This is a genomic window from Amycolatopsis sp. VS8301801F10 (genome assembly GCF_046195355.1).
GTDB lineage: Bacteria > Actinomycetota > Actinomycetes > Mycobacteriales > Pseudonocardiaceae > Amycolatopsis.
In genome coordinates this window covers 8,868,804-8,882,743 of sequence record NZ_CP176065.1, presented here as the reverse complement: position 1 = coordinate 8,882,743, position 13,940 = coordinate 8,868,804, and the positions used below count along the sequence as shown (strand labels likewise).

General features: G+C 67.9%; 13 protein-coding genes. 6 read left to right on the top strand and 7 right to left on the bottom strand.

From position 1 onward, the window contains the following. Nucleotides 1-199 precede the first annotated feature (199 nt). The gene (locus tag F9C11_RS40680) at nt 200-853 is read right to left on the bottom strand and encodes an amino acid-binding protein (protein WP_037367388.1); all 654 of its coding nucleotides are present in this window, start codon (nt 851-853) and stop codon (nt 200-202) included. A 221-nt stretch (nt 854-1,074) separates the two neighbouring features. Here F9C11_RS40680 and gatC point away from each other — a divergent pair, with 221 nt between their 5' ends. The 3 genes from gatC to gatB are packed head-to-tail and all read left to right on the top strand — an operon-like array spanning nt 1,075 to nt 4,390. Next, nucleotides 1,075-1,374, top strand: coding sequence for an Asp-tRNA(Asn)/Glu-tRNA(Gln) amidotransferase subunit GatC (gene gatC / locus F9C11_RS40675; RefSeq protein WP_409182641.1), 300 nt, complete (start codon nt 1,075-1,077; stop codon nt 1,372-1,374). Continuing rightward, nucleotides 1,371-2,888: an Asp-tRNA(Asn)/Glu-tRNA(Gln) amidotransferase subunit GatA gene (gatA, locus tag F9C11_RS40670; RefSeq protein ID WP_409182640.1), complete on the top strand. Its 1,518-nt coding sequence runs from the start codon at nt 1,371-1,373 to the stop codon at nt 2,886-2,888. Before gatC ends, gatA begins: the two co-directional genes overlap by 4 nt. After that, nucleotides 2,885-4,390: an Asp-tRNA(Asn)/Glu-tRNA(Gln) amidotransferase subunit GatB gene (gene gatB, locus F9C11_RS40665; RefSeq protein WP_409182639.1), complete on the top strand. Its 1,506-nt coding sequence runs from the start codon at nt 2,885-2,887 to the stop codon at nt 4,388-4,390. The genes gatA and gatB overlap by 4 nt, the downstream gene beginning before the upstream one ends. Before the next feature lie 117 nt (nt 4,391-4,507). Here the strand turns inward: gatB and F9C11_RS40660 are convergent, their stop codons facing one another. The 3 genes from F9C11_RS40660 to F9C11_RS40650 all read right to left on the bottom strand — a co-directional run bounded on the left by F9C11_RS40660 (nt 4,508) and on the right by F9C11_RS40650 (nt 6,897). Next, nucleotides 4,508-4,702 (bottom strand): hypothetical protein, encoded by a 195-nt coding sequence (locus F9C11_RS40660; RefSeq protein WP_409182638.1) that lies wholly within the window; start codon nt 4,700-4,702, stop codon nt 4,508-4,510. Then, a complete protein-coding gene (locus F9C11_RS40655) occupies nt 4,702-5,514 on the bottom strand; it encodes a tyrosine-type recombinase/integrase (protein ID WP_409182637.1) in 813 nt (270 codons plus the stop codon). The genes F9C11_RS40660 and F9C11_RS40655 overlap by 1 nt, the downstream gene beginning before the upstream one ends. Nucleotides 5,515-5,694: 180 nt before the next feature. Further along, nucleotides 5,695-6,897 carry a helix-turn-helix transcriptional regulator gene (locus F9C11_RS40650; protein ID WP_409187085.1) on the bottom strand — a complete coding sequence of 401 codons (1,203 nt, stop codon included), beginning with the start codon at nt 6,895-6,897 and terminating at the stop codon, nt 5,695-5,697. 141 nt (nt 6,898-7,038) lie between these two features. Here F9C11_RS40650 and F9C11_RS40645 point away from each other — a divergent pair, with 141 nt between their 5' ends. After that, on the top strand, nt 7,039-8,058 hold the full coding sequence (locus F9C11_RS40645; protein WP_409182636.1) for an N-acetylmuramoyl-L-alanine amidase: 1,020 nt from the start codon (nt 7,039-7,041) through the stop codon (nt 8,056-8,058). A 167-nt stretch (nt 8,059-8,225) separates the two neighbouring features. Here the strand turns inward: F9C11_RS40645 and F9C11_RS40640 are convergent, their stop codons facing one another. The 3 genes from F9C11_RS40640 to F9C11_RS40630 form a co-directional block, all read right to left on the bottom strand. Continuing rightward, complete coding sequence (locus F9C11_RS40640; protein ID WP_409182635.1) at nt 8,226-8,819, bottom strand: LppA family lipoprotein; 594 nt, start codon at nt 8,817-8,819, stop codon at nt 8,226-8,228. Further along, nucleotides 8,816-10,510 carry an alpha/beta hydrolase gene (locus F9C11_RS40635; protein WP_409182634.1) on the bottom strand — a complete coding sequence of 565 codons (1,695 nt, stop codon included), beginning with the start codon at nt 10,508-10,510 and terminating at the stop codon, nt 8,816-8,818. Before F9C11_RS40635 ends, F9C11_RS40640 begins: the two co-directional genes overlap by 4 nt. A gap of 607 nt (nt 10,511-11,117) precedes the next feature. Then, on the bottom strand, nt 11,118-11,501 hold the full coding sequence (locus tag F9C11_RS40630) for a helix-turn-helix domain-containing protein (protein ID WP_409182633.1): 384 nt from the start codon (nt 11,499-11,501) through the stop codon (nt 11,118-11,120). A gap of 925 nt (nt 11,502-12,426) precedes the next feature. On the opposite strand from F9C11_RS40630, the gene F9C11_RS40625 reads away from it, so the two are divergent. Together F9C11_RS40625 and F9C11_RS40620 are read left to right on the top strand one after the other, a co-directional pair. Continuing rightward, the gene (locus F9C11_RS40625) at nt 12,427-13,092 is read left to right on the top strand and encodes a hypothetical protein (RefSeq protein ID WP_409182632.1); all 666 of its coding nucleotides are present in this window, start codon (nt 12,427-12,429) and stop codon (nt 13,090-13,092) included. A 90-nt stretch (nt 13,093-13,182) separates the two neighbouring features. Next, the gene (locus F9C11_RS40620; protein WP_409182631.1) at nt 13,183-13,686 is read left to right on the top strand and encodes a hypothetical protein; all 504 of its coding nucleotides are present in this window, start codon (nt 13,183-13,185) and stop codon (nt 13,684-13,686) included. Nucleotides 13,687-13,940 lie beyond the last annotated feature (254 nt).

Here is a 13,940-nt window from a genome sequence, read left to right as displayed (position 1 = left end):
GGGATTGTCTGCACTTGAGGACAGCGGACGGCGACTGAACCCGGGCAACGAACGGCTGGGCCAGCCGCGAACCGGGTGTCGATCACCGGCGTTCGACAGGCTGATTGGCCGATTAGCGGCAACCGAGAGGTCAGCAGCTCGGCCGAACTCTCGACTCGGCGGCCCGCGAACCTTCAGGACAGGCGACCCAAGCTATGGGTCACCCGTCCAGAACCACCGCGACGATCCCGGCGAAGTGCGCCAGCCGAGCGACCTCGGCGGCACGGAAGTTGGGCCCGCCCGGCCGGGCGACGAGCATCGCCTTCCCCGGCTTGCCTAGCGGAGTAGCGGCCAGCTCGGTGCCGAGTTCCTTCCACGTCTCCGGGACCCACGAATCCTCGCCGTCCAAGACGGTCGCACGCTCCAGCGGCAGCCACGGCAAATCCGTGAACGGGTTCTCCGGAGCCGCGCTCGACGAAGCCAAGCGCCGAGGCCCCGATTCCGAGTGCTCGACGATCACTGCCCACCCGGCGCGAATGATCTTCGGCACACCTTCGGCGAGCAAGTCCAGCCCGGCTTTCGGCTGCGCGGCGATCTCCTCGACCAGTTCGAGCTCGCGATGGGTGTCGAGAATGCCCGCGTACGGCCGCACCGCGTCGACCTCGACGCCTTCCACGCTTTCGGCCGCGGTGATCAGCGCGTCCGGGAGCCGGCCCGACGGGAGTTCGACCACCAGGTCGTCGATCGCGAGCCCGCCGCCGCGTTCCACCACGTCCACGCTCAGGATGTCGGCCCCGACCGTGCCGAGCGCGGTCGCGACCGCGCCGAGGGTGCCGGGGGAGTCCGGTAGCTGGACCCGGATCAGGAACGACACCACGCGCCCCTCTCGCCTCAGGCGTCCCAGCCCTGTCGTGGGACGCGCTTGCCGGGCGCCGATTGTGACAGACCGGGTACCCGCGGGGGCCCGCCGTCCGGCAAGCGGGACGCCCTGCCCGGCGCCCGCGGCCCGATAACCCGGTCGAACCGTCCGACGCCGTCACCATAGACTTGCAGCTTCCGAGAGCACCCGCACAGCACACCCCGGGAGTCACCCGCGTGCCCAACATTTCCCGAGACGAGGTCGCACACCTCGCCAGGCTGGCCAGGCTGGCCGTGACCGACGACGAGCTGGACGTTTTCGCCGGCCAGCTCGACCAGATCCTGGACTCGGTGGCGAAGGTCAGCGAAGTCGCCGCGGAGGACGTCCCGCCGACCTCGCACGCCGTGCCGCTGACGAACGTCTTCCGCGAGGACACCGTCCGGCCCAGCCTTGAGCAGCAGGAAGCGCTGGCCGCCGCGCCGGCGGCCGAGGAAGGCCGGTTCCGGGTGCCGCGGATCCTGGGAGAAGAACAGTGAGCGAACTCGTCAAGCTGACCGCCGCCGAGCTGGCGGCGAAGATCCACGCGCGCGAGGTGTCCGCGGTCGAGGTCGCGCAGGCGCACCTGGACCGGATCGCCGCGGTGGACGACCACGTGCACGCGTTCCTGCACGTCGACACCGAAGGCGCGCTCGGCGCGGCCAAGGCGGTCGACGAGCAGCTGGCCGCGGGGGAGCAGCCGGCGTCGCCGCTGGCGGGCGTCCCGCTGGCGCTGAAGGACGTGCTGACCACGAAGGGCATGCCGACGACCTGCGGGTCCCGGACGCTCGAGGGATGGCTGCCGCCGTACGACGCGACTGTCACGCGCAAGCTGCGCGAAGCAGGCGTCGTGATCCTCGGCAAGACGAACATGGACGAGTTCGCCATGGGCTCCTCCACGGAGAACTCGGCGTACGGCCCGACGCACAACCCGTGGGACCACGCGCGCATCCCGGGCGGTTCGGGCGGTGGCTCCTCCGCGGCGATTTCGGCGTTCGAGGCCGCTCTCGCGATCGGCACGGACACTGGCGGCTCGATCCGCCAGCCGGGCGCTGTCACCGGCACTGTAGGCGTGAAGCCGACGTACGGCGGAGTGTCGCGCTACGGGCTCGTGGCGTTCTCGTCTTCGCTCGACCAGGCCGGACCGTGCGCGCGTACGGTGCTTGACGCCGCGCTGCTGCACGAAGCGATCGCTGGCCACGACCCGATGGACTCGACGTCCATCAACGCACCTGTGCCGCCGGTTGTCGCCGCCGCGCGCGAAGGCGCGAAGGGCGACCTGTCCGGCGTACGCGTCGGCGTCGTGAAGGAGTTCGGCGGCGACGGTTACCAGGCAGGCGTGCTGCGGTCGTTCGAGGCTGCTGTGGAGCAGCTTCGCGCTCTCGGCGCCGAAGTGGTCGAGGTGTCGTGCCCACACTTCACGTACGCGCTGCCCGCGTACTACCTGATCGCGCCGAGCGAAGCGTCGTCGAACCTCGCGCGCTTCGACGCGATGCGGTACGGCCTGCGCGTCTCGGACGACGGCCAGCACAGCGCCGAAGAAGTCATGTCGCTGACCCGCGAGAAGGGCTTCGGCGCTGAAGTGAAGCGTCGCATCATGCTCGGCACGTACGCGCTTTCGTCGGGTTACTACGACGCGTACTACGGCTCCGCGCAGAAGGTGCGCACGCTCATCACGCGCGACTTCACCCAGGCCTTCGAGAAGGTCGACGTGCTCGTGTCGCCGACGACGCCGACCACGGCGTTCAAGCTCGGCGAGCGCGTGGACGACCCGATGGCGATGTACCTCGCCGACCTGTGCACCATCCCGTCGAACCTCGCGGGCAACGCCGCGATGAGCGTCCCGAGCGGACTGTCCGACGAGGACGGGCTGCCGGTCGGCCTGCAGATCATGGCCCCGGCGCTCGCCGACGACCGGCTGTACCGCGTCGGCGCCGCGTACGAGGCCGCGCGCGACGCCGCTGCCGGCGGCTCGCTCGTGCACCAGGTTCCGGAGCTGGGAGGAACGAAGTGACTGCCGTGGCCGAGTTGATGGACTACGCCGAGGTCGTCGAGCGGTTCGATCCCGTGCTCGGGCTCGAGGTCCACGTGGAGCTCAGCACGAACACGAAGATGTTCTGCGGCTGCGTCAACGAGTTCGGCGGCGAGCCGAACACCAAGACGTGCCCGACCTGCCTCGGACTGCCCGGGTCGCTGCCGGTCGTGAACGGCAAGGCGGTCGAGGGCGCGATCCGGATCGGTCTCGCGCTCAACTGCGAGATCGCGGAGTGGTGCCGGTTCGCCCGGAAGAACTACTTCTACCCGGACATGCCGAAGAACTTCCAGACGTCGCAGTACGACGAGCCGATCGCGTTCGACGGCTACCTCGACGTGACGCTGGACGACGGCGAGGTCGTGCGCGTCGAGATCGAGCGCGCGCACATGGAGGAGGACACCGGCAAGTCGCTGCACATCGGCGGCGCGACTGGCCGGATCCACGGCGCCGAGCACTCGCTGCTCGACTACAACCGCGCCGGCGTGCCGCTGATCGAAATCGTCACGAAACCGATCACCGGCACCGGCGAAAGGGCGCCCGAGGTGGCGCGCGCGTACGTCACCGCGCTGCGCGACCTGCTGCGAGCGCTCGACGTGTCCGACGTCCGCATGGACCAGGGCTCGCTGCGCTGCGACGCGAACGTGTCGCTGATGGCCAAGGACGCCACGGAATTCGGCACGCGCACCGAGACCAAGAACGTCAACTCGCTGCGCAGCGTCGAGCGCGCGGTGCGGTACGAGATGACGCGCCAGGCGGCGATTCTCGCCGAAGGCGGGTCGATCCGGCAGGAGACGCGGCACTTCCAGGAAGCCGACGGCACCACGTCGTCCGGGCGCGCCAAGGAAACCGCGGAGGACTACCGGTACTTCCCGGAGCCCGACCTCGTGCCGATCGCGCCGTCGCGCGAGTGGGTCGAGGAGCTGCGCGCGACGCTGCCGGAGATGCCGTGGGAGCGGCGCAAGCGGATCCAGGAAGAGTGGAAGCTCTCCGACGAAGCGCTGCGCGACCTGCTGAACGTCGGCGCTGTCGACCTCGTGGCGGCGACAGTCGAAGCCGGCGCGACGCCGGACGAGGCCCGCGGCTGGTGGGTCAACACCCTGGCGCAGGAAGCGAACGCGCGCGAGGTCGAGCTGACCGAGTTGGCGATCACACCGGCGCAGGTCGCCGAGGTGATCGGGCTCGTGTCTTCCGGGGAGCTGACGAACAAGCTCGCCAAGGAGGTCGTGCAGGGCGTTCTCGCGGGCGAGGGTTCGCCGCGCGAGGTCGTCGAGAAGCGCGGTCTGAAGGTCGTCTCCGACGATTCGGCGCTGCTCACCGCCGTTGACGAAGCCCTGGCCGCGCAGCCGGACATCGCCGACAAGATCCGCGGCGGCAAGGTGGCCGCGGCGGGCGCGATCGTCGGCGCGGTCATGAAGGCGACCAAGGGCCAGGCCGACGCCAAGCGGGTGCGCGAGCTGATCATCGAGCGCGTCGGGTCCTGAGTGGCTTTCTCGCTCCGACGCGTCACCTGGCGCGAGTGGCGCACTGGCTCTGACCTGCGGAAACGCGGATCGGTGCCTGTGGGAACAGAAGGTAGTTTCTAGGACTGTTGTACCTGGTCAGACGGCGTTCGCGCCGTCTGGCTTGGTAACGGTTCGGAGCGTCTGGTTGCGGGGGTCGGTCCCACGGTCCGTCCCACGCGATCCCACGGCCTTCGGGGGCTGCCGCTCGCCGAGCGCCGCCAGCATCCGGGAGTCGGCCTCTGGCGTCTCCTGCACGTAGCCCGCCAGCTCCTCGAGGTCGGCGTGGCCCATCACTCGCTGCACGGCGAACGGGTCCGCGCCGCCCTCGATGTGCGGGTCGCGAAGCCGCGGCGGATGGCGTAGCCGCTCTTCGACCCGATCTCGGCGTTTTCGGCAGCGGCGCGCATCTGCGCGCTCAGCATGTTCGCGTTGACCGGTCGGCCGAGGGTGTTCACGAACACGAGCGGGTGTTTGCAGTCGGTGCCGTCGAGGTGATCGACCCCGCACCCGGCATCAGCGTCGCGGCCGTCCAGCCGCCGATCGACGATGCGCAGGGCAGCGGCGCTCAGTGGAACGTGATGGATATCACCGTCCCTGCGGTGGCTGCGGACCACCTTGCGTCGGGTGGTGCACACGTCGGTCACGAGCACCTTGCGGCGCTTCCGATAGATCCGGTGTGCGCGGAGCCCGGCGAGTTCGCTGGGCCGCATCCCAACCTCCAAGCCGAACTCGATCATGTCAGCGTAGAAGCTCGCCTTCTCCGGGAAGTGCGGCCGCATCGCGGCCGCGTTCTCGACGCTGACGTACGACTTCGCCTTCTTTCGCAGCTCCGGAAGCTCGATCTTGAAGCACGGGCTCGCGTCCAAGCTCTCCTCGTCGACCGCCTTGTTCATGCTGATCCGGAACACCGAGAAGATCTTGTGCGCGTACGCCGGTGACATCCCCGGCCGCTCCTTCAATTCGGTCGCGACCCACTTCTTCACCGCCTTCCGCGTGATCCGGTTCAGCGGCGTCTCGGACCACTGGGGAATCAGCCACTTGCTCGCGATGCTGGCCTCCTTCGACGGAGTTTCCGACGGCAGCTTCGCGCGTTCCTTGCTCAACTCCTCCCCCCCCAGGCGCCCCACAGCGTGCTCGGCGGCGGCGTCCCGTCCTTCACCTGAGCGGTGCGTTTCGCCTTCGCCTGAGCGTCCACCGCGGCGTCGAACGCATCCTGCTCGCGAGCGAATGCCCCGGGGACGCGCTGTCTGTCGCCCTCGGCGTCGCGGTACAGGCCGCGGTATCTACTGCTCGGGAGCTTCTCTGTGCTCGGCATGTTCACTCCTTTCGCCGGTCAGATCAGTTGGCAGCGTGTTGAATGAAGAGACTCTGTAGGAGTCGTGCATCGAGGGATGACGTTGTGTTAAACCGCGAAGTTCGGCGGTGTACACCTCGCGCGACTGCTCCGCTCTAAGAAGCGATTCTTGTGCGCGGCGCAACAGGTCTTCATCATTGTTGTTCGCGGCATCTATAATTGTACGCGCCCAATCTTCAGTGCTGGCCCGGGTTGCCATTATGCGCGATTGCAGGTAATTTGCATGGCTTTCTTCCGCGGTGGGATCGTAGAAATCTGTCTCCCTTTCTTCGAACTGGTGCAATCTCGCGCGTGCTTCGTAGAATTGATGGATGGCCACAAGTTCGACGTCTGTTGCGGATGCTGCAGTTAGGTTCAGTTTCTCCTGTAGCTCTTTATTGCCAGAATGGCGCGCATCCTCGACTGATGCAACGAGCCTGGCGCGCTGCTCTCGCGCCATCGCTAAGGACTCTTCGGCTGCTGCCACCTGCATCGCGAGTGAGTTCCGCTCAGACTTCACGAGCGCTCCGATTGCGCCGTCGATCACGTCGCGCAGTCTTCTCAGTTCGGCGAGGCCAGGACCGCTTATGCGATCGGTGAGAATCGGGTTTGCGACTCCGGGATCGCCTTTTCGCTCAGGCTCTCTCATTGTATTTTTCGTAGGTGACATTTGGAATACTTCAGCTGCGTCGATTTCTCCGGTGTATGCATCAAATGAGACGCCGCCGGGGAGCCCGAATAGGTTGTCCAGCTTTGCGATCGTAAGAGAGCGAACCGGAACTCCGTCTTCGATGCGCTGCCAGGTTTTCGGGGCTACGCCCGCTCGGCGAGCTGCCTCGTCGGCAGTCCAGCCGCGCTCCACCCTGGCTCGCTCGACGGCTCTGCCGAACTCCTGTCGCACTGCGTGGTGGCCGCAACCCCCTCGGCGGCCGCCGTCTCGCCTGTGTTCACGGTGTCCCGTCTTCAGCAACTGGTGACCGCCGACCTCGCTGGGCTGCGCGCGGGAACCCTCGCGCCCGGCGATGCCGCCGACCGGATCGAGGCCACGGTCGCGTCGTTCGCCGAGCAGCGCGAGGCCGCGACCGCGCGGCTCATGGCCGAAGTCTCCGCGAATGCCGAAGGCATGATGTCGGCCGATCGACGGTTCCGGCACCGCCAACTACAACGTGTCCGGAATCGGCTTCGCGCCGAGCAGCGACTGCTACTTCACCGCAAGCTTCTGGTAGTCGTCCGGAACCGCCGTCACCTTCGGGCAGGTCACGTCGATCGACCTCGTCAGGATCGGGTGAGGGAAATGAGCAACGACGGCGGAGTGGTCATCACGTTGGACAAGATCTACGACCAAGTGATCGCCACCAAGGAAATCGCGGCGAAGCTGGCGGACAAAGTGGACGCCGTGGAGAAACGCGACAGCGACCACGAGGCCAGAATCCGCGTCCTGGAACGAAAAGTATGGATGGCCCTCGGTGGCGTAGCCGCACTCGGCGGAGCCGCGGGGACCATCGCTGCAGCGATACTCGGAGGCTGGACCATGATGCTGACCATGCTCGCCGATATCGCGCGGTCCGCCGGGCTGCGCGTCGTCGAGCAACCCGGCTGGCGCACCCGCGGGCACGGGCAGATGTCCGGCGTCCGCGCCGTCGTCTGCCACCACACCGCCGGTTCCCCCAGCGGCAACGCACCCTCGCTGGGCGTTGTCCAGAATGGACGGTCGGACCTCGCCGGTCCGCTTGCGCACTACGTGCTCGGCCGCGACGGCACCGTTTACGTCGTCGCCGCCGGGTTGTGCTGGCACGCCGGCGCGGTGCTGAACAACGATTGGTCGAACAACTACTCGGTCGGAATCGAGGCCGAGGCGACCAGGGCGGACGACTTGCCCGAGGTGCAGCTCGACGCGTACGCGCGACTGTGCACCGCGTTCAGCCGGCCGGTCGCGGCCGTGCTCCGCCACAAAGAAGTGTGCTCGCCGCGGGGCCGAAAGAGCGACCCCAATTTCGACATGACCGGGTTCCGCGCCCACGTCGCAGCCGTCGGCAAAGCACCGGCGGCCCCACCCCGCACCGAGGAGGAAGACATGCCCGACCGCGAACTCAGGCCCACCAACGGGAAGGACGCGTGCGTCACTACCGTCGTCCCGAAGAACGCCACGAAAATGGTGATCTCGCTCGGCTGGGTGCCGATGACCGTGAAGAAGGTCGCCTTCTTCGGCCCGACGCCGGGCTCCGGGCTGAACCATCTTTGGGCCACGTCCAACCCGCAGCGGATCGACGCAGCTGGCGGCTCGACAAAGAACCGGACCAGACCGTCAACCTGATCGTGTCCACCGCCGGCGCGATCCTGTCCGTCGTGAGCAGCGTGCTCGTGCGTCGCCGTGTCGTGCCGGTCGCCAAGCTCGACCAGGACTAACCGGGCATGGAACCGCCCCGCCGCGCAACCGAGGGGCTGGGCGGAACTGAGCAGATGGCGGGTCGGTGCGCCCGGCTAGGGCGTGGCCGACGGGGTGCCACGTTGCTTGGCCGCAGGGAAGAGGCGACAGCCAAGGTCGAGGCCAAGGCTGGTGTTGAGCGCGGTGCCGAAGGAGATCGCTCCTTCATCGGTCCGGTTATGGAAGACGGCGTCGTGTGATCCGGGCGCGTCGTGCAGACGCTGGGGCCGCGGGTCGAATCCGTAGCGCTGCGCGACGGATCCGATGACAGCGAGCGCTTTCTCGTAGTCGGCGTCCGGCAGGTTCCCGGTCACCCCGTGGTCACCGAGGCTTGCCTGTTCGCCGTCGTTGCCGACGCCGGGGAATCGTGCGCCGCACGCTGCTCGCGAGCCGTTGCCAAGCGGCGTCCAGGGCGTCAGTTTGGGGATGGCGGCGGTGAGGGCTTGGCGGAGTTCGGTGTCGAGTTGCTGGTATTGCTGGCGGGCTTGGTCGGTGTCGGGCAGGCGCATCAGAGCGGCCCAGACTTCTGCGGGGTCTCGGTCCACGTTGTCTCCTGGGAAGGGCGATTTCTCGACGCTGCACGCGGTCAGGGCTGCGGCGGTCAGGGCTACGGCGAGCGCCGCGTGCAGGCGGCTGGGGTGCGGGGTCATCGGGGGCCTTCGGCGAGGACGGTGCCTTTGTACTGGGCGAGGTCGGGATGTCCGGTGGTGATGGCGGCCATGTTGTACATGCTGGTCGACTGGGCGTCGAGGTAGCCGCTGTGTCCTTCGGTGGCGTTGAGCGGGCCTGCTTCGGTGACGCTCGCGTCGGTGGACATCTGGTGGTAGTTGCTCGCGTCCGGGCTGAAGTAGGGGCTGGGTCCGAGGACTCCGGTGTTGCCGTAGTTGGGCACGAGGGTGTCCCCGGCGTCCTGTGCGGCGAAAAGGTGGCCTTGCGGGACCTTGAGGTGCTCGGCGCCCTGGCCGGGTGAGCCGAACAGCATCGCGTCCTGCACCGGGGTGTCATGGCCGAGGGCATACCCGGTGGTGCTGGAGCCGTAGCTGTGCCCGAGCGCGGTCAGGTGCAGCGGCGTGTTCGACGCCTCGTGCCCGGCTCCTATCCCGTTGTAGAACTTCGCGAGACTCTCACCCCCGGCCTGAGCCGCGTGCGGTCCGAGCACCGACTGGTCAGGGTTCGCAATCTCGCTCCACTGTGGGGCCTGGTACCCGATCCACGTCACCGCCGCCGTCGGACCACCGCCATGGCGAAAATCAATCCGGTCGGCCATCCGTTTCATATCGTCCATGTTCGTGTCGTACTGTGCGAGGTCGCCGTTCACCGTGGTGGTGAACCCTGGGGTGAACACGGCGACGTTAGCCGCTTTGTCCACGTCGCCGACCGCGATCGCGGCCTCGACCCGGGGATGGGTGCTGTCGAGGAACAGCAGCTGCCGGTTCCCCTTGGCCAGGGTGTCGTGGACGGCGTCCAGCGACGAGATCTTGTCATTGAGCGCGTCGAGCCGGACTTGCAGGTCGTGGTGTTCGTTCTGCTGTTGGGGGTCGGACATTTTCAGTCCGTCCATGCGATGTTGCAGGTCGTCGCGTTGGCGGCGCAGGTCCGCGTAATCCCGGTCGAGCACGACCCGGTTCGCCTTGTCCCGGTCAACCGCGGGCAGCCCGTCCATCGCACCGATCACACTGGGGCGGTCGCGGACGAGGGCGTCGCGGGCGGAGGCGGGCAGGGTAGCCCACCAGGCCGCGTTCTGCGCCGGGGTGGCGTTCGGCGGCGGCTCCGGGAACGTCATCCCTGGTGCTTTCAGTCCGTCGGCGGCTGCGGCGGCGACGGTGGATTCGTCGCCGGTGCCGAACTGGCCGGCGGCGGCTTTGTCCAGGACCGCGGCGAGGTCGCTGTCGATGTCCTCGGCGGTGCGCAGGATCTGCGCGACGTCGTCGGCGAGTTGCTGTTGTGCTCGTGCCCGGTCCTGCGGGTGCAGTTCCGGTGGCGGGTCACCGCCGTAGACGCAGACGATCGCGCCGTCGGCGGTGATCGCGAACCCGTATTTGCGGGCCAGCTCGTCGGCGTTCTTGATCGCGGCCTGCACCGCGAGGATCGCGTCGGCGGCCTGCCCGACGGCTTTGCCGATCGCGGCGGCTCCGGCGACGTAGGTGTCCAGGCCCTGCATGTGGCTCTTGTGCTGGGCGGCCGCGCCCTCGGCGGCGGGACCGCTCCAGCCCTCCACCGGCAGCAGCTTGCCGTAGTCGTCGCCCTCGTTGGTCAGGACCGGCACCTTCGCCTGCACACCGGAGCAGACCTCGTCCAGCGCGCCCGGGTTCCAGGCGCGCACGTCGGCCAGCGACACCATCAGCGCGGCCCCCGCATCGTAGGAGCGACGGGGAACACTCCGGCCGCGCTGTGGTCGCCCTTCTCGTACCGGTCGGCTGCTGCACCAAGATTCTCGCCGAACCGCTGCGCCTGAGCACACCACTGCGCGAACGTCGACGACAACGCTTCTTGACAGCCCCCGGCCGCCGCCCCGGCCTTCCCGCCCCGCACCGCACCCGAGACCCGCCCGACCAGACCCGCGCAATCCCCGCCCCGCAGACCCGCCGCTTTCTCCCCGCGGACCGCCCCGCCGCTCTCAACGCCTCCGGCACACTCGTAAACCCCATCAGCCTCCCCCTCCCGTAACCGAGAGTCACGTTACGGGCACCGGGGCTCGGAGATCAACGGCGGCTCCCCCTCAAACGGGGGGCTCGCCAGCGAACACGCGAAGGCCTACCTAGGCGCAGCTAGGTAAAACTACTCAGGAGGAGGAGAAGCGAAGTGCGGCACGACCTGATGTGCAGCGCCGAAGGACCCGTGAACGCTAGATCACCGCCGTGGCGCGTCGCTCGACCGGCACATGTCACCGGACAACGGAACCGCCCCGCCACGCGCCTGAGAGAGGGAAGCATGCGGACGTGCGCCATTTATGTGGGGGATCGGAGGGTTAGCAGGGGCGAGAGCTCGATAGCGTTCTGGCCGCCGTGCGGGCGAATCGTCACCTTGTGTTTCTTCAGGAGCCGACGGATCGTGGCATAGCACGTGCTGTGTGCGTCGGCGACTGCCTGTATGGATGCGCCGCCTTCGTAGTCGAGAATGATCTGTTCGATGTCGAGGTCGGTGCGCTTCACGCCCTGTCGGATGGGCGGCAGCACGGCCCCTTCCTGCCGCAGCAGCCGCCCTGTCCAGCTCAGCGACAGCCCGTGCTCCCGAGCGATCTCGGTGTCCGACTCACCGGCACGCCAGGATTTGAGCATCCGGCGGTTTATCTCGATCCGTTTCGCGCGTGCCTCTTCCGGCGTGTCGGCCATTCGCTGTCCCGTCGTCGCAAGTCTGTGGATGGGGACGGTGATCTCGGGAGAGGCCACCGCCCCCGGCGCCCCGCCCGGTGGGGGCGCACCCGGTGCCGCGGCGTGTCGGGGGATTGCCGTCGCGGCACTCGGGGGTCTATTTGCCGCAGGCCCAGAAGGGCTCGCCGCATTCGCCGCACCTGCGGTCTGTCGCCGTGGCGGTAGCTCCGCACGCTTTGCAGGCGAGCCGGATCCGCGTCGTCGTGCGCGGCGGGCCCGGCCGGGCGAACCCGGAGCCTGACGCAGCCAGTCAGCGAAGAGGAACAAGGGGATTGATCCCGCATTCGTCGTCCGAGTGGTGGCGTCGCCGGTAGGTGTTGCTTCGACGTTGTGGCGCTGCCGCGGTCATTGCGCGGCCAGCCCTGTGCAACCGGTGCACCAGTCGGCATCGACGAACCTGGTCAGGTCGATCTCGCTGCGCTCGTGGCGTTCCGGGTAAGAGTTGCCGAACGAGCACCACGGGATCAACCACCGCACCGACGGGTCGGCAAGCTCCCGCTTCCAGTAGCGGTGCGTCGTCTTCCGATTCCGTCGGTCGGGTCGGTGTGCACCCGCAACGCCAGGTCCGACGTGCGTGGCCCGTGGTGGCGCTGCGTTGTCCACGCTGTCATGACGCGAACCCTCCCCACAGGTTTCGTTGCTGACAGTTACTTTCGTGAGGCTAAGAGCGATTGCGACGCTAAAGGGACACCAAAGGGCCACCGGCCGACGGCAGGAGACACCGAATGCACGTCCCCGAACTTCCCGGAGGCAGCGTTGCCGACCGGCTCAAAGCTGCTCGCAAGCTCAAGGGCCTTAGTCAGTCGCAACTTGCGCAGCGTACGAACTTCTCGACCTTCCTGGTCAAAAAGTGGAGCAGGGGACAAAGCCGCCGAGCGCCGCTTTCGTGGCCGGCACTGCCCGAGCGCTCGGTATCAAGGTCTCCACGCTCTACGGCACGCATGAGAACGAAGTGCTGGACGAACCGAGCCAACAGTCCGCTGGCGTCGCCGACCTGCGCAGCGCTCTCGACGCCTATGACGACCCGCGGCCGGAGGGCCACCCGCTCACTCTCGACGCCGTTAATGCCCGACTCGCGTCCGCTTCGGACCAAGTGCTGGCGTTGCGTCACGCCGAGGTGTTGTCAGATCTGCCGGACCTGTCGCACCACCTGTACATCCTCGCCGATCAACCCGGGCGGGTCGGAGAGCAGGGCCGTGGTGCGCTGCACGACGCCTACCGGATCTCGGCGACCGTCGCCGGACGTTTCCGGCAAGCCGACCTCGCCGCGATCGCGTCCGAACGACACATCCAGCTCGCCCCGCGCACGGGAGACCCGCTGCGGATCGCGATCAGCGCGTACCACCGCAGCACTCGATACCTGCAGCACGGCGACTACCGAAACGGTCTTCGCCTGCTCGACTGCGCTCGCGAGCATGTCGGCGTCAGCGCGACCGATCCATCCCTCGGCCAGGCTCTCGATGCAGCTGGACAGTGCAGAGCCCTTCGGGGTCTTGCAGGGCTGCCTCTTCGCTGGCTTGCTGTGAGCGGCCGAAATGGGGGTGGTTGGTAGCGTTTTGTTGTGCACGGGAACTCCTCAGAAGGTCGCCCCTCCATCCCACGTTTGACCCATGGTCGTGCTGTTCGTGCAGGTCAGTGGGTTATGCGCGTCACCTGGCGCGAGTGGCTCGGCTTGGCGGCCGGGCTGCTCGCGGTCGGGTCGACGTTCCTGCCTTGGACCGTATTGTCGGCGGACACCGCGATGTCCGACGTCCGCGAGGCGTTCAAGACGTTGCCGCACAGCGACGTCGTGCGCACCGCGTGGCATTCGGATCTCTTCTCGTGGGGGCCGCCGCTGCTGCTCGCTGTGGTGGGGCTTGCCGTGGTGCTGTTCGGGCAGGTCACAAAGGCTCGAGTGAGCGGGCTGCCGCAGCTGTGGCTGGTGGGCGGCTTGACGACGGTGTTGCTGATGGTGATCGGCTGGTCGACGCTGGACTGGGTCTTCGACAGCGACCAGCGCGCGTTTCTGGACGCCGCGGGCGTGACGATCTCTGGCGGGCTCGGGCGGTATCTGGGGATGGTGTTCGCGGTCGGGTCGGCCGCGGTGGCGATCGCGGACATCCGGGCTGCCCGGGCGGAGAGCCGGGCTTCGCGTCGTCGCCGCTGAACGGCGAGACGGGTTTGTCCTGGCTGAGCTTTTGGCGGATTCGCCGTTCAATGGCGACGGGAGGATTGGTCTCTCGTCGGCGCGGGGTTCGGTGGATTCGCCGCTGCGTGGCGACAGGGCACTCAGATCGAGTGGTGGCTCTTCGCGGATTTGCCGTTGAGCGGCGATCCGGTGCGCTCAGCTGAGCGGCGGTGTTGGTGGATTCGCCGTTGAGTGGCGATGGGGTGCGCCGCTTGAGGGATGGCTCTCAACGG

Excerpts from the sequence above, each read along its gene's own strand:
- F9C11_RS40660 (WP_409182638.1), bottom strand. The coding sequence starts at position 4,702 with ATGGGCCACGCCGACCTCGAGGAGCTGGCGGGCTACGTGCAGGAGACG.
- F9C11_RS40645 (WP_409182636.1), top strand. The coding sequence starts at position 7,039 with ATGAGCAACGACGGCGGAGTGGTCATCACGTTGGACAAGATCTACGAC.
- F9C11_RS40640 (WP_409182635.1), bottom strand. The coding sequence starts at position 8,819 with ATGACCCCGCACCCCAGCCGCCTGCACGCGGCGCTCGCCGTAGCCCTG.
- F9C11_RS40635 (WP_409182634.1), bottom strand. The coding sequence starts at position 10,510 with ATGGTGTCGCTGGCCGACGTGCGCGCCTGGAACCCGGGCGCGCTGGAC.
- F9C11_RS40630 (WP_409182633.1), bottom strand. The coding sequence starts at position 11,501 with ATGGCCGACACGCCGGAAGAGGCACGCGCGAAACGGATCGAGATAAAC.
- F9C11_RS40620 (WP_409182631.1), top strand. The coding sequence starts at position 13,183 with ATGCGCGTCACCTGGCGCGAGTGGCTCGGCTTGGCGGCCGGGCTGCTC.